The 16,854-nt window shown below is 59.6% G+C and carries 17 protein-coding genes; 15 read left to right on the top strand and 2 right to left on the bottom strand.

What is annotated here, in order from left to right; all coding sequences use genetic code 11:
* Positions 1-55: 55 nt before the first annotated feature.
* The 6 genes from ffh (at position 56) to OJHNALOF_RS09935 (ending at position 4,903) form a co-directional block, all read left to right on the top strand.
* A complete protein-coding gene (gene ffh / locus OJHNALOF_RS09910) occupies positions 56-1,441 on the top strand; it encodes a signal recognition particle protein (protein ID WP_165661938.1) in 1,386 nt (461 codons plus the stop codon).
* Between the two features lie 161 nt (positions 1,442-1,602).
* Positions 1,603-1,854 (top strand): 30S ribosomal protein S16, encoded by a 252-nt coding sequence (gene rpsP / locus OJHNALOF_RS09915; RefSeq protein WP_094201349.1) that lies wholly within the window; start codon positions 1,603-1,605, stop codon positions 1,852-1,854.
* 23 nt (positions 1,855-1,877) lie between these two features.
* Entirely contained in the window at positions 1,878-2,399 is a 522-nt protein-coding gene (gene rimM / locus OJHNALOF_RS09920) for a ribosome maturation factor RimM (protein ID WP_094201348.1), read from the top strand.
* Positions 2,400-2,426: 27 nt separating this feature from the next.
* Entirely contained in the window at positions 2,427-3,173 is a 747-nt protein-coding gene (trmD, locus tag OJHNALOF_RS09925) for a tRNA (guanosine(37)-N1)-methyltransferase TrmD (protein ID WP_094201347.1), read from the top strand.
* A 32-nt stretch (positions 3,174-3,205) separates the two neighbouring features.
* Entirely contained in the window at positions 3,206-3,559 is a 354-nt protein-coding gene (rplS, locus tag OJHNALOF_RS09930; protein ID WP_094201346.1) for a 50S ribosomal protein L19, read from the top strand.
* A gap of 177 nt (positions 3,560-3,736) precedes the next feature.
* Positions 3,737-4,903 carry an MFS transporter gene (locus tag OJHNALOF_RS09935; protein ID WP_165661939.1) on the top strand — a complete coding sequence of 389 codons (1,167 nt, stop codon included), beginning with the start codon at positions 3,737-3,739 and terminating at the stop codon, positions 4,901-4,903.
* A 97-nt stretch (positions 4,904-5,000) separates the two neighbouring features.
* Here the strand turns inward: OJHNALOF_RS09935 and mutH are convergent, their stop codons facing one another.
* Complete coding sequence (mutH, locus tag OJHNALOF_RS09940; protein WP_165661940.1) at positions 5,001-5,678, bottom strand: DNA mismatch repair endonuclease MutH; 678 nt, start codon at positions 5,676-5,678, stop codon at positions 5,001-5,003.
* A 613-nt stretch (positions 5,679-6,291) separates the two neighbouring features.
* Between mutH and rppH the strand changes: the two genes are divergently transcribed.
* The 7 genes from rppH (at position 6,292) to OJHNALOF_RS09975 (ending at position 13,664) form a co-directional block, all read left to right on the top strand.
* Positions 6,292-6,837 (top strand): RNA pyrophosphohydrolase, encoded by a 546-nt coding sequence (gene rppH / locus OJHNALOF_RS09945; RefSeq protein WP_094201343.1) that lies wholly within the window; start codon positions 6,292-6,294, stop codon positions 6,835-6,837.
* A 17-nt stretch (positions 6,838-6,854) separates the two neighbouring features.
* Positions 6,855-9,113 (top strand): phosphoenolpyruvate--protein phosphotransferase, encoded by a 2,259-nt coding sequence (ptsP, locus tag OJHNALOF_RS09950; RefSeq protein WP_094201342.1) that lies wholly within the window; start codon positions 6,855-6,857, stop codon positions 9,111-9,113.
* Positions 9,114-9,322: 209 nt separating this feature from the next.
* Positions 9,323-10,141, top strand: coding sequence for a prolipoprotein diacylglyceryl transferase (lgt, locus tag OJHNALOF_RS09955; protein WP_165661941.1), 819 nt, complete (start codon positions 9,323-9,325; stop codon positions 10,139-10,141).
* Positions 10,138-10,932 (top strand): thymidylate synthase, encoded by a 795-nt coding sequence (gene thyA / locus OJHNALOF_RS09960; protein ID WP_094201340.1) that lies wholly within the window; start codon positions 10,138-10,140, stop codon positions 10,930-10,932. Before lgt ends, thyA begins: the two co-directional genes overlap by 4 nt.
* Positions 10,933-11,109: 177 nt before the next feature.
* Complete coding sequence (gene nhaA / locus OJHNALOF_RS09965) at positions 11,110-12,309, top strand: Na+/H+ antiporter NhaA (RefSeq protein ID WP_094201339.1); 1,200 nt, start codon at positions 11,110-11,112, stop codon at positions 12,307-12,309.
* Between the two features lie 88 nt (positions 12,310-12,397).
* Entirely contained in the window at positions 12,398-13,342 is a 945-nt protein-coding gene (gene nhaR, locus OJHNALOF_RS09970; protein WP_165661942.1) for a transcriptional activator NhaR, read from the top strand.
* A gap of 28 nt (positions 13,343-13,370) precedes the next feature.
* Positions 13,371-13,664, top strand: coding sequence for a metalloregulator ArsR/SmtB family transcription factor (locus OJHNALOF_RS09975; protein WP_094201337.1), 294 nt, complete (start codon positions 13,371-13,373; stop codon positions 13,662-13,664).
* Positions 13,665-13,784: 120 nt separating this feature from the next.
* On the opposite strand, the gene rpsT is transcribed toward OJHNALOF_RS09975, so the two are convergent.
* A complete protein-coding gene (gene rpsT, locus OJHNALOF_RS09980; RefSeq protein ID WP_094201336.1) occupies positions 13,785-14,045 on the bottom strand; it encodes a 30S ribosomal protein S20 in 261 nt (86 codons plus the stop codon).
* A 196-nt stretch (positions 14,046-14,241) separates the two neighbouring features.
* Between rpsT and murJ the strand changes: the two genes are divergently transcribed.
* Both murJ and ribF read left to right on the top strand, forming a co-directional pair.
* Positions 14,242-15,801: a murein biosynthesis integral membrane protein MurJ gene (murJ, locus tag OJHNALOF_RS09985; protein ID WP_165661943.1), complete on the top strand. Its 1,560-nt coding sequence runs from the start codon at positions 14,242-14,244 to the stop codon at positions 15,799-15,801.
* A gap of 104 nt (positions 15,802-15,905) precedes the next feature.
* A complete protein-coding gene (ribF, locus tag OJHNALOF_RS09990; protein WP_094201334.1) occupies positions 15,906-16,853 on the top strand; it encodes a bifunctional riboflavin kinase/FAD synthetase in 948 nt (315 codons plus the stop codon).
* Position 16,854 lies beyond the last annotated feature (1 nt).

The raw sequence follows: 16,854 nt of genomic DNA on the forward strand, positions 1-16,854 counted from the left end.
CGGCGCGCAACTTGGTTATACTGGTCGCAATTTTCGCCATTTGCGGACGCAGTTCATGTTTGAGAATCTCACCGAAAGACTGTCGCGCACGCTGAAGAACATCAGTGGTCGCGGACGCCTGACCGAAGACAACATCAAGGAAACCCTGCGCGAAGTGCGCATGGCCCTGCTCGAGGCCGACGTGGCCCTGCCGGTGGTGCGCGAGTTCGTCAACCGGGTCAAGGAGCGGGCGGTGGGCCAGGAGGTCTCCAAGTCCCTGAGCCCGGGCCAGGCCTTTATCAAGATCGTCAACGCCGAGCTGGTGGCGGTGATGGGCGAGGCCAACGAGGCCCTCGATCTGGCGGTGAGTCCGCCGGCGGTGGTGCTGATGGCGGGCCTGCAGGGTGCCGGTAAAACCACCTCGGTGGGCAAGCTGGCCAAATACCTGAAGGAGCGCCACAAGAAAAAGGTGCTGGTGGTCAGTGCCGACGTCTACCGCCCGGCGGCGATCAAGCAGCTCGAGACCCTGGCGGCGGATCTGGAGGTGGAATGCTTCCCCAGTGATGTCAGCCAGAAGCCGGTGGATATTGGCCGCAACGCGGTGGAGCACGCCCGCAAGAAATTCTTTGACGTGGTGCTGGTGGATACCGCCGGCCGCCTGCATGTCGACGAAGACATGATGGCCGAGATCCAGCAGCTGCACGCCGCCGTCGATCCGGTGGAAACCCTGTTCGTGGTCGACGCCATGACCGGTCAGGACGCCGCCAACACCGCCAAGGCCTTCAGCGAGGCGCTGCCACTTACCGGCGTCATTCTTACCAAGGCCGACGGTGACGCCCGGGGCGGTGCCGCCCTGTCGGTGCGTCATATTACCGGCAAGCCAATCAAGTTCATCGGTATGGGCGAAAAGGTCGATGCCCTCGAGCCTTTCCACCCGGACCGGGTGGCCTCACGCATTCTGGGTATGGGCGACGTGTTGTCGCTGATCGATCAGATGGAACGCTCGGTGGACAAGGACAAGGCCGCCGAGATGGCCCAGAAGCTCAAGAAGGGCAAGGGCTTTGATCTGGAAGACTTCCGTGACCAGCTGGTGCAGATGCGCAGCATGGGCGGTATGATGAGCCTGATGGACAAGCTGCCGGGCATGAATCAGCTGCCCGACAACGTCAAGGATCAGGTCAACGACAAGCTCACCGTGCGCATGGAAGCCATCATCAATTCTATGACGCCCAAGGAGCGTCGCCATCCCGAGTTGATCAAGGGCAGTCGCAAGCGCCGTATCGCCCTGGGCTCCGGCACCGAGGTGCAGGAAGTGAACAAGCTGCTCAAGCAGTTCACCCAGATGCAGAAAATGATGAAGAAAATGTCCGGCAAGGGCGGCATGCGCAAGATGATGAGCCAGATGCAGGGCATGATGGGGCCGGGCGGCATGGGCGGCGGCGGCCGTCGCGGCCCGTTCTGAGCCACCACGAATTTGTCGCCGGCCTGGCCGGTGGCAAACACGGGTCGCGCACCCCTTTTGGTTGCATTCTCACCTGATCGGAGTACAATTGCGCGGCTTATTTTAAGCCGGGGTTCGCATTGTTCGCGAACCTTGTTTGTTTCAAGTGAATAGAGGACGGTATGGTAACCATTCGTTTACAACGTGGTGGCGCGAAAAAGCGTCCGTTCTACCAAGTAGTAGTTGCTGACAGCCGCTACGCTCGCGATGGTCGTTTCATCGAGAAAGTAGGCTTCTTCAACCCGATCGCCGCTGGTCAGGCAGAAAAACTGCGTCTGGACCTGGAGCGCATCAACCACTGGGTAGCCCAGGGTGCAAGCCTTTCCGAGCGCGTGGCCAAACTGGTCAAAGACGCTTCCAAAGCCGCTGCCTGAGCCGGCCGGGCGAGGAGTGTAAGGTGAGTGAACCTGTCATAGTAGGCCGCCTGGGCGCCGTTTACGGCATCAAGGGCTGGTTGAAAGTCAACTCCTTTACCGAACAGCCCGATGGCATTTTCGATTATCAGCCCTGGCTGGTAAGAGATGGCAAAGGCTGGCGTGAAATTCAGGTTTCTGGATGGAAGCGCCACAACAAGAGCCTGATTTGCAAACTGGCCGATATCGACCAGCGCGAACAGGCCCAGGCACTGACCGGTGCCGACATCGCAGTCAGCGCCGAGGCTCTGCCCTCGCTGCCGGCGGATGAATTTTACTGGCGCGATCTGGTCGGTTGTCGTGTGAGCAACACTCGGGGTTACGACTTCGGTGTGGTGTCTCAGCTGATGGAAACCGGCTCCAACGACGTGCTGGTGGTCAAAGCCAATGCCAACGATGCATTTGGTCAACGGGAACGGTTGATTCCGTTTCTGGAGCAACAGGTGATCAAGTCCGTGAACATTCAGGACAGGATCATTGAAGTAGAGTGGGATCCGGATTTTTAATCCCGGTAGCCCTGCACGGAGAGAATCATGTGGATAGGGGTCGTCAGCCTCTTCCCGGAGATGTTCCGGGCAGTCAGTGACTACGGGGTCACCGGTAGGGCCGTGAAAGAAGGCCTGCTGACATTTGAAAGCTGGAATCCACGGGATTTCACCCGGGACAAACACCGCACTGTCGACGACAGACCCTACGGGGGCGGACCGGGCATGCTGATGATGGTGCAACCATTGCGCGACGCCATAGCGGCGGCGCGGGCAGCGGCGGGCGAGGGCGCCAAGGTGATTTACCTTTCCCCCCAGGGCCGCAAGCTGGATCAGCAGGGTGTATGCGAACTGGCACAACAGGAAAAATTGATCCTGGTGGCCGGACGTTATGAAGGTGTGGACGAGCGCGTCATTGAAGCCGATATCGACGAAGAATGGTCGGTGGGCGACTACGTGCTCAGTGGCGGCGAATTGCCGGCCATGGTGCTGATTGATGCGGTGGCCCGTCTGGTGCCCGGCGTATTGGGTGACATGGCCAGTGCGGAGCAGGATTCCTTCAGTGAAGGTTTGCTGGATCATCCTCACTACACGCGTCCCGAGCAACTGGAGGGAATGGCCGTTCCCAACGTGTTGCTCAGTGGCAACCACGCAGACATAGCGCGCTGGAGAATGCAGCAGTCATTGGGCCGTACCTGGTCGAGAAGGCCGGAACTGCTTCACAACCTAGCTCTGACTGACGAGCAAGAACAGCTTCTTGCCCAATTTGTCCGCGAACAGCAGGACAAGCAGTAGAGTTTTCAGTTTACCCTAGGTAAGGAAATATCATGAGCAACATCATCAAGCAGCTTGAAGAAGAACAACTGCGTAGCGACATTCCCGACTTTGGTCCGGGTGACACCGTGCGCGTACAGGTACGTGTAGTTGAAGGCGGCAAAGAGCGTCTTCAGGCTTACGAAGGCGTAGTAATCGCCAAGCGTAACCGCGGTCTGCACTCTTCTTTCACCGTACGTAAAATCTCCAGCGGTGAAGGCGTTGAGCGTACCTTCCAGACTCACAGCCCGCTGATCGGCAGCGTGGAAGTGAAGCGTCGTGGCGCCGTGCGTCGCGCCAAGCTTTACTACCTGCGCGACCGCTCCGGCAAGTCTGCTCGTATCAAAGAGCGTCTCGCCACCAAATAAGCCGAACCGGCTGTCGACAAAGGCCCGCATTTGCGGGCCTTTTTGTTTTTTTAACCAGTCCTCGTTTCCTGCATTTGATGCTGCCTCTGGTTTCCTTTCCGCCAACCTTTGCCTTTTGCTTTAGGGCGGAGTGGAGTAAGGTATTTCAATTATTGCTAATGTAAAAAAGGATTTATTATGCCGATCACCGTGTGGGGGCTGGCCATTTCCCAGGCGTTGCTGGCGTCGGGCAATATTCTGCTGGTGTCGGTGTCGGCGCTGATCGGTCAGCAGCTGGCCGAACAGGCCTGGCAGATCACCCTGCCGGTGGCCTGCCAGTTTGCCGGCCTGATTGCCGCCACCCTGCCGGCGGCGCATTTGATGCAGCGGCTGGGGCGCAAGGCGGGCTTTGTGCTGGGCAACCTGTTTGGCCTGCTCGGCGCCTGGGTGGCGCTGCAGGGACTGCTGGCGACCAGCCTGGGGCTGTTTGCCGCCGGCACCTTTCTTACCGGGATCGCCATCGGGGTAGGTCAGCAATACCGTTTTGCGGCGCTGGAAGCCTGCGACAGCGGCCAGCATGCCCGGGCCATCAGCCTGGTGATGGCCGGCGGTATACTGGCGGCGGTAATCGGTCCCAACCTGGCGGTATGGTCTCAAGGCTGGCACGACGCCAGTGCCTATGCCGGCGCCTTTTATGGCCTGCTCGGCCTCTATGTGGTGGCGCTGCTGCTGATCCTGCTGCTGCCGCTGCCGGCGGCGACCCCGTTACAACCCGGCGCACGGGTGCGCTCCTATGGTGAATTGTTTCGTCAGCCGCTGCTGCTGGCGGCGGTGGCCTCGGGCATGATTGGCTATGGCATTATGGTGTTGCTGATGACCGCCACGCCCCTGGCGATGGACGGACACCATCATGACTTTCCCGCCACCGCCATGGTCATCCAGTGGCATGTGCTGGGCATGTTTGTGCCGTCCTTTTTTACCGGCCGGCTGATTCGCCGCTTCGGCACCCGCAACGTGATCCTCTGGGGCTGCGGGGCGCTGCTGCTGAGTGTGGCGGTAAACCTGTCCGGCACCGGCTTCTGGCACTACTGGTGGGGACTGCTGTGGCTGGGCGTGGGCTGGAACTTCACCTTTATCGGCGCCACCCACCTGCTGACCTTTAGTTATCGGCCGGCAGAAAAGGCCCGGGTGCAGGGTATCAACGAATTTCTGGTATTCAGCGCCGCCGCCCTTGGCAGCCTGTTTGCCGGCCAGGGGGTAGTGCTGCTGGGCTGGAGTGGCCTGAACCTGTTCGCCGTGCCCTGGATCTTGCTGGTCCTCATGCTGATCTGGCGACTCAATACCCGGGAGCCGGTGGCTGCGTAGGTTGTCAATGAGCGCAGCGAATTGCAACATTTCATCGCTCCCTTTATGTTGCGATTCGCTTTGCTCATCAGCAAGCTACCCCTCACCTATCACGGGCTCAAAGCATAAAATGCCGGGCCAGCAGGGCAGAGGTAAAGCCGGTTTTCAGGTAAAAGCCGCGAGGGCGGGTTTGAATGCGGCTGCCATCGGGGCCGATGGCGTCGGTCAGGGCGCGGCCGTTGGCGGCCTTGGGGCGCAGCTGCAGCGTCTGGCCGTGACGGGCGGTGATCTCCTGCACTCGGCCGAGGCTTATCAGCTCCATGATCTCTTCCCAGTCCTGACGCAGCAGCCATTCTTCTTCTTCACTTGGTGTCCACAGCAGCGGCTGGCCTATCAGGCGATCGCCGGGGGGGGTGTTCCGATCGCCGATTACCGGTACCCACAGCACGCGGGACAACTTGTTGCGCACATTGCTGGTTGCCCAGGTCAGGCCGGCAATATCGAGCAGGGGGGCCACACACACAAAGGTGGTTTCCAGTGGACGGGCGCTGGCGTCCAGCGGAATGGTCTTGAGCTCTACGCCCAGCTCGGGAAAATCCTGCTCGGGCTTGGAGCCGGCATGGGCCCCCAGGCTCAGTTCCAGCAACTGACCTATCCAGCCCTTGTCCCGGCGCAGGTTGCCCGGCACCGACAGGCCAAGCTCGGTTGCCAGGGCGGCCAGGGGCTGGCCGGCCAGTTGCCGGGCGCGGTTCAGCAGGGTAGCGACGCTGTCGGGGCGGGAAATGGGGGTGTTCAAAATTTCATCACCTTTTTCGTGGCGGGCCGGCGCCCGAGGGAATGGGGCGGTCGACGATCATATACCCGTTTTACTCAACTATGAACATGCCGTTGCACAAGCTTATCCACAGAAAAACTGGATAACTGCCCGTCCCTCGTCAAAAACTGCCCTTCCTTGCGTGGGAAAGAAAAAGGCGAGGATTTTTAGTGGAGTCTGCCATGCAAATCTTTCTTCGCTTTGTGGATAACCTTGCGATGATGGATTCTTGAGCTCGCGAACTTATCAACATCAAAACAGGGGCGTTTCGACCTGATCAAAGATCCAGTTCGATCCTGTGTTATGTTTTTAATGTACTGTTTATTAATGTTTTTTTGTTTTTATTTTGATGCTGATCACAGAAGGTATGGCATTGGATGAAAAGTGAGATCGACAGCTATACCGACTTTATCACAGTATTATCCACATGATCTGGGGGAAACAGTGAGGCGTCCGGGCTTTTTTTGTTTATAACTATTGACAAAAACTTGAGTTATTCAGTGAGAAACCCCTGCGCCGCCGCAGGCTTGATTTGCCGGAAATGGGGTAATATGGAACAATCGTGAACATGTGAGATTTTTTGTCTGGTGATTGCGTGATAGATGGTGACGGTTTTCGTCCCAATGTAGGCATAGTGATCTGCAATCGCAAAGGCCAGGTGTTATGGGCCAGGCGCTACGGGCAGCACTCCTGGCAATTTCCCCAGGGGGGGCTGGACGAGGGGGAGACTCCCGAGCAGGCTATGTACCGGGAGTTGTACGAGGAAATCGGGCTGCGTCCCGAAAACGTCACCCTGCTGGCGGTTACCCGGCACTGGCTCAAGTACAAGCTGCCCAAGCGGCTGGTACGCTGGGACAGCAACCCGGTGTGCATTGGTCAGAAGCAGAAATGGTTTCTGCTGCGATTGGACTCGGATCATGAATCACACATCGAATTCGGCTGCCACGGGCACCCGGAGTTTGATGACTGGCGCTGGGTCAGCTATTGGTATCCGGTGCGCCAGGTGGTGTCTTTTAAACGGGAAGTATATCGACGGGTGTTGCGGGAGTTTGCTCCCATCGTCATGGCGGAACAGGGGCGGCATCGTGCCGAACAGGGCCGTCAGCGAACGGAGCAGGGGCGTCGCAGACGTTACCGGTAGTTTCAGGGAGTGCGGCAGTGTTAAGGGAACTGAGAGAAATCGTCCAGCGGGTTACCGCCAGCTCCGATCTGAATGAGGCCATGTCGGAGCTGGCGCAACAGACCCGGCAAGTCATGCGTGTGGACTGCTGCTCCATTTATTTGCGCCGTGGCGACGATCCCGGTTATCTGCTGGCCGCCACCGACGGCCTGGCCCCCGAAGCGGTAGGCCGGGCACGTATTCCTCTGGGCGAGGGTATCGTCGGCCTGATTGGTGAAAAGGAAGAGCTGATCAACCTTGCCGACGCCCAGCATCACCCCAGCTTTAAATATCTGCCCGAAGCTCACGAAGACGCCTTTCGCTCCTTTCTGGGCGCCCCCATCATTCACCAGCGCAAGACCCTGGGGGTGCTGGTGGTTCAGCAAAAACAGGTGCGCCTGTTTGAAGAAGGGGAAGAATCCTTTCTGGTGACCCTGGCGGCCCAGCTGGCAACGGTGATCGCCCATGCCGAAGCCAGGGGTAACCTCAGCTCCCGCAACTGGCACGGCATGCTCAGGGGCCTGGCCGGCTCGCCCGGGGTGGCCATTGGCAAGGCCTGGGTTTGGCGTCCTCGAGTGGAACTGGAGCGGGTACGGGTGCGTCGCACCGAGGACACGCCAGTGCAGCATCAGCGCCTCGACAAGGTGCTGCAGCAGGTTGAAGCCGAGCTGGACGGCATGGCCCTGCGTTTCAAGGAGTCGCCGGCGGGCGAGTCGATGGCGGTGTTTGAGGTGTACCAGTACATTCTCAAGGATCCGGTGTTTATCGGCCTGATTCGGGAAGAGATCGAACACGGCTGGACCGCCGGCAGTGCGGTCAAACGGGTCTGTGAAAAACAGATCGCCCAGTTTGCCAACATGGCCGATCCTTACCTGCGCGAACGCGCCGCCGACATACGGGATCTGGGCCAGCGCCTGCTGACCCGGTTGATCCATGAAGACGACGGGGCCTTGTCCCTGTCCGAGCCCATTATTCTGGTGGCCGACGAAATCAGCGCCACCCTGATCGCCGAGATCCCCCGCAGCAAGCTCAAGGCCATTGTCTCGGCCAGGGGCTCCATCAACTCACACGCCGCCATTCTGGCCAAGGCCATGGGCATTCCGGCGGTGATGGGCATCGATCATTCCTTTGAGCTGCTGGAAAACCGCCAGCTGGTGGTGGACGGCTACACCGGCGAGCTGCTGGTGGAGCCGGCGCCGTCGGTGCTGAAGGAATATCGCCGGGTCATCGCCGAAGAGGCTCAGATGGATGAGCTGTTCGCCACCGTGCGCAAGGAGCAGTCTCGAACCCTGGATGGCGTCCAGGTGTCCTTGCTGCTCAATGCCGGTCTCAGCGCCGACGCCGACGTGGCCATGAACGATGCCGCCGACGGCGTCGGCCTGTTCCGTACCGAAATTCCTTTCATGATGCGGGATCGCTTTCCGTCCGAGCAGGAGCAGGTGCACAGCTACCGCCGCGTGCTGACCAGCTACGTGGGCAAGCCGGTGTGTATGCGCACCCTGGACGTCGGCGGCGACAAGCAGTTGCCTTATTTTCCCATCGTCGAGGAAAACCCCTTTCTCGGCTGGCGCGGCATTCGCCTGACCCTGGATCACCCGGAGATCTTTCTGGTACAGCTCAAGGCCATGCTTCGGGCCAGCATTGGCCTCGACAACCTGTCGATCATGCTGCCCATGGTCGGCAGCCTGGAGGAGGTGAGGGTGGCGCGGCGGCTGCTGGATCGTGCCTGGCGTGAGGTGTCGGCAGAAACCGCCGACGAGCAGGGTATTATTCGCTACCCCAGCCTGGGGGTGATGATAGAAGTGCCTTCGCTGCTGTATCAGCTGACCGAGCTGGCACCCCTGGTGGACTTCTGGTCGGTGGGTACCAATGATCTTACTCAGTATCTGCTGGCGGTGGATCGCAACAATGGCCGGGTGGCCGATATCTATGATTCCCTGCACCCGGCGGTGCTGCGGGCCCTGCAGCAGATCATCGATGCGGCACGCCAGCACGCCCGCCCGGTATCCATCTGTGGCGAGCTGGCGGGGGATCCCATCGGCGTACTGGTGCTGATGGCCATGGGCTATCGCCGCTTCAGCATGAACAACAGCAATATCATGCGCATCAAGTACATCGTGCGGCAGTCCCGGGCCGACGAGTTGCAGAAATTGCTGCAGGAAGCCCTCAGTCACCGCCATGTCGGTGCTTTTAAAGGCATCTTCGGCCGTTACCTGGAAGAGCGCGGCCTCGGCGGCCTGCTGCGGGCGGGGCTGTAGTAAAATTCCTGCTTGGTCAGCACCTGCCGACGCCATGCCGGCGGGCCACCTGCGCTCCATCTGAGCTGTGTTTTCTTTAAAGCGCGGACGGCTCGCCCCGCAAAGCAGCAATGTTCGTTCATTAACCCCGTGCGGGGATCTTCATTCGAGCAGGAAAGCCACCGTCATTTGCCTTACAATACCCGCTTTCCATTTTTCGGGGTAAGCGCATGTCTGATTCTCACTGGGTGTTTCCCGGCTTTGATCCCATTGCCGTGCAGCTGGGGCCGCTGGCGGTGCACTGGTACGGGCTGATGTATCTGCTGGGTTTTGTGTTTGCCTGGTGGCTGGGCAATCGCCGGGCGGCACAACCGGGCTCCGGCTGGACCAATGATCAGGTCTCCGATGTGCTGTTCTACGGTTTCCTCGGGGTTATTGTCGGTGGTCGGCTCGGCTATGTACTGTTCTACCAGTTCGACACCTTTCTTGCCGATCCGCTTTACCTCATCAAGATTTGGTCCGGCGGCATGTCGTTTCACGGCGGCCTGCTGGGTGTGCTCACCGCCTTCTGGTTGTTTGGCCGCAAGCACAACAAGACCTTCTTTGCGGTCGCCGACTTTATTGCGCCGCTTATTCCCTTTGGCTTGGGCGCCGGGCGTCTTGGCAACTTCATTAACGGCGAGCTCTGGGGCCGAGTGACCGATGTACCCTGGGGCGTGATTTTTCCCGCCGCCGGCGCCTTGCCCCGGCATCCGTCCCAGCTGTATCAATTCGCCCTGGAAGGGGTGCTGCTGCTGCTGATTCTCAACTGGGCCTGGCGCGTCCGGCCGCCCCGGGGCGTGATCTCCGGGTTGTTTCTGCTGTGCTACGGCCTGTTCCGCTTTGTGGTGGAATTTGTACGCCAGCCGGATGCCCAGCTGGGTCTTTACCTGGACCTGTTCAGCATGGGCCAGCTGTTGTCGTTGCCGATGATGATCGGCGGCGCCTTGATGTTATGGGCGGCCTGTCGTCGTCCCCATTGGTTTGGTAACGGAGCAAAGACCGCATGAAAGCCTATCTCGAGCTGATGCAACACATTCTTGATCACGGTGAGCACAAGGAAGACAGGACCGGCACCGGTACCCTGTCGGTGTTCGGCTACCAGATGCGCTTTAACCTGGCGGACGGCTTTCCGCTGGTCACCACCAAGAAATGCCACCTCAGATCCATCATTCACGAGCTGCTGTGGTTTCTGAACGGCGACACCAATATCGCCTACCTCAAGGATAACGGTGTCAGCATCTGGGACGAGTGGGCCAGTGACGATGGCGATCTGGGGCCAGTTTACGGCAAGCAGTGGCGCAGCTGGGAAGCGGCCGATGGTCGGGTGATCGATCAGATCAGCCAGGCCCTGGAGACCATTAAAACCAACCCGGACAGCCGACGCATTATCGTGTCGGCCTGGAACGTGGGTGAAATCGACCAAATGGCACTGGCGCCCTGCCATGCCCTGTTTCAGTTCTACGTGGCCAATGGCCGGTTGTCCTGCCAGCTCTATCAGCGCAGCTGTGATGTTTTCCTTGGCCTGCCCTTCAATATTGCCAGTTACGCCCTGCTCACCATGATGATGGCTCAGCAGGCGGGCTTGGCGCCTGGGGACTTCGTCTGGACCGGCGGCGATGTGCACCTGTACAGCAATCACCTGGAGCAGGCCCGGCTGCAACTGGGGCGTGAACCGAAAGCCTTGCCCACCATGCGGCTGGCACGCCGCCCGAACTCCCTGTTTGAGTATGTATATGAGGATTTTATTCTGGAAGACTACCATCCTCACCCCCATATCAAGGCACCGGTGGCCATTTGACAGCTGTTTGTTTGTAAATCAAGCTCTACTTTAGACTAACATTTTATTTTCATCGGTATTAGTGAGTCATTCTGCGCTTTAATTCGATTTTCCCGAGGTGTTGATCAGAAACAACCGATTATTACCTCTGTAACAAGCTGATTACACTCGGGCTGTTCTTTGAGAAGGAGCTCGATTATGTCGCATGTGCTTAAACGCTTTCTGGCCATGGAATCGGCCGGCGGAATACTGCTGATTATCGCCGCCCTGATCGCCATGCTGATGGCCAATACCGGTTTGTCCGGTATGTATCAGGAATTCCTTAATATGCGCATTCAGTTGCGCATCAGTGATCTCAACCTCGACAAGCCGCTGCTGCTGTGGGTCAACGACGGCATGATGGCGGTGTTCTTTTTGCTGGTGGGTCTGGAGGTCAAGCGCGAGATGGTGGAAGGCGCGCTCTCCACCCGCGAAAAGGCTATGTTTCCGGCCCTGGCCGCCATCGGTGGTATGGTGTTTCCGGCGCTGTGGTTTATGCTGCTAAACCTGGGGGAGCCCGCCAACCAGAGCGGCTGGGCCATTCCCGCCGCGACCGATATCGCCTTTGCCCTGGGGGTGATGGCGCTGTTGGGCAAGCGGGTGCCTCTTACCCTGAAGGTCTTTCTGCTGGCGCTGGCGATCATTGACGATCTGGGGGCCATCATCATTATCGCCCTGTTCTACAACCACGGTGTTGATGTGACCGCCATGGCGGTGGGCGCACTGGGCATCGCCGGTCTGGTCTGGCTGAACCGGGCCCGAGTGTGCAACCTGGTGCCCTACCTGCTGCTGGGCTGGATCATCTGGGTCGCCGTGCTCAAGTCCGGCGTGCACGCCACCCTGGCCGGGGTGATTCTTGGCTTCCTTATCCCCCTTTATGGCCACCGCTTTTCGCCCTCCAAGCAGCTGGAGCACTTCCTTCATCCTTGGTGTGCCTTTGTGATATTGCCGTTGTTTGCCTTTGTGAACGCCGGCGTGTCGCTGGAAGGACTGTCCCTGGCGGACCTGACCTCGGCGCTGCCCCTTGGCGTGATGGTGGGATTGCTGGTGGGTAAACCCATGGGCATCTTCCTGGTGAGCTGGCTGTCGGTGCGGCTGGGTTATGCCCAATTGCCGGCGGGAGTGTGTTTTCGTCAGGTCTTTGCGGTATCCGTGTTGTGTGGCATCGGTTTTACTATGTCGATCTTCATTTCGTCGCTGGCCTTTGCGGATCAGGTCCAGTTGGCCAATCTGTCGCGGCTGGGCATTCTGATGGGCTCTACCGTGGCGGCGGTGGCCGGTTATGTCATGCTGAGGCGGGTACTGCCGCAAAAGGAGTCACAACGGCGTAAGGTATCGGTACATACCCAGCTGGTGTAAGCCATGCGCCTGTTCGAAGCAACCGGCCGGGTATAAAATCCCGGCCGGTTTCTTTATGATGGGGCATTGAATCCGCGGAGACGGCAGCTTGTCACACCTGAACTACAACCATCTCTATTATTTCTGGATGACCCAGAAAAAGGGCTCGGTCACCAAGGCCGCCGAGGCCCTGTACCTGACCCCCCAGACCGTGACCGGACAGATCCGCCAGCTGGAAGAGCGCCTGGGCGGCAAGCTGTTCAAGCGCAAGGGGCGCCAGCTGGAAGCCAGTGAGCTGGGACAGCTGGTGTTTCAGTATGCGGATCGCATGTTCAGCCTGTCTTACGAGATGCTGGATATCGTCAACTACCGCAAGGAAGATCACCTGGTGTTTGAGGTGGGCATTGCCGACGCGCTGTCAAAGCGGTTGGCGAGCCGAGTGTTGTTGTCGGTGATCCCCAACGACGGCTCCATCCACCTGCGCTGCTACGAGTCGACCCACGAAATGCTGCTGGAGCAGCTCAGCCAGCACAAGCTCGACATGATACTGTCCGATTGCCCGGTGGACTCGGCCCAGCACGCGGGCCTGTTGTCGAAAAAGCTGGGGGAATGTGACATGGGCTTCTACTGCCGCGAGCCGCTGCCGGTCAAACCCTTTCCCGCCTGCCTGGAAGAACGCAAACTGCTGATCCCGGGCCGGCGCACCGCCATGGGCCGCCAGCTGCGTCACTGGCTGGAGGTGCAGGGGCTGAAACCCCAGATCCTGGGAGAGTTCGACGATGCCGCCCTGATGAAGGCCTTTGGCTTTTTTAACCAGGGAATCTTTGTGGCCCCTGCCATTTACCGGGACGCCATACTGCAGCATCAGCCGGTGATTGAAATCGGCCGCGCCCCCGAGCTGAAAGAGGAATATTACGTGATCTTCGCCGAGCGCATGATCCAGCATCCGGCGGTGAAACGCTTGTGCGAGAGTGACTTTAGCTCGCTGTTCTCCGGCCTCGACGACTTTTCGGCGGTGACGCCACCCGCGACCTTTGACGATGAATTCAGCTGAGAACGCCAGTGTGAACGCAAGCAACGACATGAACATCGAAGGAATGGAGGCCAACGCCGCTCGGGCGGTCAAGCTGCTCAAGGCGCTGGCCAATGAACGCCGGCTGTTTATTCTGTGCCACCTGCTCGACCAGGAGCTGTCGGTGGGGGAGATGAACCGGTTTCTGGGGCTGAGCCAGTCGGCCCTGTCTCAGCACCTGGCGATTTTGCGCAACGACGGGCTGGTGAGCACCCGTAAAGAAGCCCAGACCGTGTATTACTCGCTTAAAAGTGATGAAGTGCGGGAGATGATCGCCCTGCTGCACCGGCTGTACTGCCGGTGAGGAGCTAGGAGTCAGGGGGGAGGAACAGTTCGCCTCACTCCTGATGCCTATCCCCTCACTGAAAAACGGGCAACAAAAAACCGGCACAAAGCCGGTTTTTTCGATGCCAGAGTAAAGCGCTTACAGGGCTTTGATCTGAGCGTTCAGACGGCTCTTGTGACGAGCAGCCTTGTTTTTGTGGATCAGGCCTTTGGTGGCCATGCGATCCAGCATCGGCTGGGCAGCGTCAAACGCTTTCTGAGCGTTGGCTTTGTCGCCGGTGGCGATGGCAGCAATTACTTTTTTCACGTAAGTGCGAACCATGGAACGACGGCTGGCGTTGTGCTTGCGACGCTTCTCAGCCTGAATCGCGCGTTTCTTAGCAGACTTGATGTTAGCCAAGGTATAACTCCTGAATCTGTCTTAGCGAGTGCTCATAAAAGGCCGAGGACTATGCCCTTTTCACCGCTGATTGTCAATTGATTTGTGCAAATAAACACCGCCCTGTGGCGTGGCACAGGGCAGGGGGTTAAACTGTCCGCCGAATTCTAGCAGTATTCACCTGCGTTCAGCAATTTCTTACCGTGAGGTTTTCATTTTGAGCAAGGCGCTGTTGCGGTCGGGCATGATAGTCTCAGCCATGACCCTGGTTTCCCGCGTGCTGGGGCTGGTCCGGGACGTGGTGATCGCCAATCTGATGGGGGCGGGAGCTTCGGCCGACGTGTTCTTTTTCGCCAATCGCATTCCCAACTTTCTGCGCCGGCTGTTTGCCGAAGGGGCCTTTAACCAGGCCTTTGTGCCGGTGATGACCGAATACAAGCAGACCCGCAGTTTCAAGGACACACAGGATCTGCTGGCGGCGGTGTCGGGCACCCTTGGCCTGATTGTGACGGTCGTGACCCTGGTGGGCATACTGGGTTCGGGGGTGGTGACCGCCCTGTTTGGCGCCGGCTGGTTTATGGAATGGCTGCAGGGTGGCCCCGAGGCCCAGAAGTTCGAGCTGGCGTCCCTGCTGCTCAAGATCACCTTTCCCTACCTGTGGTTTATCAGCTTTACCGCCATGGCCGGGGCCATTCTCAACACCTTTGGCAAGTTTGCGGTATCGTCCTTTACCCCGGTTTTTCTCAACGTGTGCATCATTCTCGCCGCCTGGTGGCTGTCGCCCCGGCTGGCCCAGCCGGAAATCGGCCTGGCGGTGGGCGTGTTTGCCGGCGGTCTGGTGCAGTTTCTGTTTCAGTTTCCGTTTCTGGCCAGACTCAAGCTGCTGGTGCGCCCGCGCTGGGCCTGGCACCACCCCGGGGTGGTGAAAATCCGCACCCTGATGCTGCCGGCGCTGTTCGGGGTATCGGTGAGTCAGGTCAACCTGCTGTTTGACACCATGCTGGCGTCCTTTCTCGCCACCGGCTCCATCAGCTATCTCTATTACTCGGATCGGCTGCTGGAGTTTCCCCTCGGGCTGTTTGGCATCGCCATCGCCACCGTGATCTTGCCGGCGCTGTCGAGCCGCCATGTGGACGACGCCAGAGACGGCTTTGCCGCCACCATGGACTGGGGCGTGCGCATGGTGTTGCTGATGGGGTTTCCCGCCATGCTGGGGTTGATCGTGCTGAGCGAACCCATGCTGCGGGTGCTGTTTATGCGCGGCGAGTTCGGCATGGAGGAAGTGACCGCGGCGGGCAAAAGCCTGGTGGCCTATGGCCTGGGACTACAGGCCTTTATGCTGATCAAGGTGCTGGCGCCGGGTTATTACGCCCGCCAGGACACCCGCACTCCGGTGCGCTTTGGCATTATCGCCATGGTCGCCAACATGGTGTTCAACGCCCTGCTGATCTTTCCGCTGGGTTATGTGGGCCTGGCGCTGGCCACGGCCCTGTCGGGGGTGCTCAACGCCGGCCTGCTGGGCTGGGGGCTGCACAGGCGCTCGGTATACAGCCCAAGTCGCACCACCCTGATCTTTATGCTGCAGGTGGCGCTGGCCGGGGCCGGCATGGCGGCGCTGCTGGGGTGGCTGTCGCCGTCGCTGAAAGTCTGGGCGGCCTGGAGCCTGGCGCAAAGCAGTCTGCATCTGCTCGGCTATATCGGCGCCGGCGCCCTCTGTTATGGCGCCCTGCTGCTGCTGCTGGGGGCCCGGCCCCGGCACTTTCGGGTGGTTGAGTAAGTGACCCGGCAGCGGCTTCGATCGCACCGCCGGCCATCAAGGGCTGATCCCGGGGGCCGGCTGAGTTATAATCCGCCGATTTGCAGGGGCCGGCAGCGGAACTTATGGAGCTAATTCGCGGCATTCACAACATCAAACCGTGGCATCGCGGCTGCGTGCTGTCCATCGGTAACTTCGATGGCGTGCACCTGGGGCATCAGGCGGTGCTGCGTGGTCTGGTAGAGCAGGCGCGCCGGCTGGGCGTGCCGGCCTGTGTCATGGTGTTTGAGCCCCAGCCCCAGGAGCTGTTTGCCGGCAAGGATGCGCCGGCCCGGCTGACTCGGTTGCGGGAAAAATATGCCCGGCTGGCCGAACTTGGCATCGACCGCCTGTTGTGTGTGCGCTTTACCGCCGGCTTTGCCGCCCAGAGCCCGGACGACTTTATACGCGGCTTGCTGGTTAACCGGCTGGGGGTGCGCTTTCTGGTGGTGGGCGACGACTTTCGCTTTGGACGCAACCGGGGCGGCGACTTTAAATTACTGACCCAGGCCGGGCGGGCCTTTGACTTCGAGGTGGTCAGCACTCAAAGCTGGCGCATGGAAAACCGCCGGGTCAGCAGCACCCTGATTCGTCAGGCGCTGGCCGACGATCGCCTGGATGAGGCGGCGCGCATGCTGGGCCGGCCTTTCAGCCTGTGTGGCCGAGTGGCCCACGGCGCCAAGCTGGGCCGCACTATCGGCTTTCCCACCGCCAATGTGGCGCTCAAGCGCCGGGTGATTCCGGTATCGGGGGTGTACGCGGTGCGGCTGAGCGTGGAGGGGCGAGATTATGCCGGGGTGGCCAATGTCGGCCACAAGCCCACGGTGAACGGCACGCGGGCCCTGCTGGAAGTGCACCTGTTTGACTTTGCCGGCGATCTCTACGGTAAACAGGTGGACGTGGCGCTGTGCCACAAGCTGCGAAATGAACAAAAATTCGCTTCCTTTGCGCTGTTGAAGGAGCAGATTCAACGCGATGCCGTCAGGGCCAGACAATGGTTCGGGCTGGCGGTATCAGAACCGAACGGAATGTAGG

Source organism: Oceanimonas sp. MB9, assembly GCF_011319775.1.
GTDB lineage: Bacteria > Pseudomonadota > Gammaproteobacteria > Enterobacterales > Aeromonadaceae > Oceanimonas > Oceanimonas doudoroffii.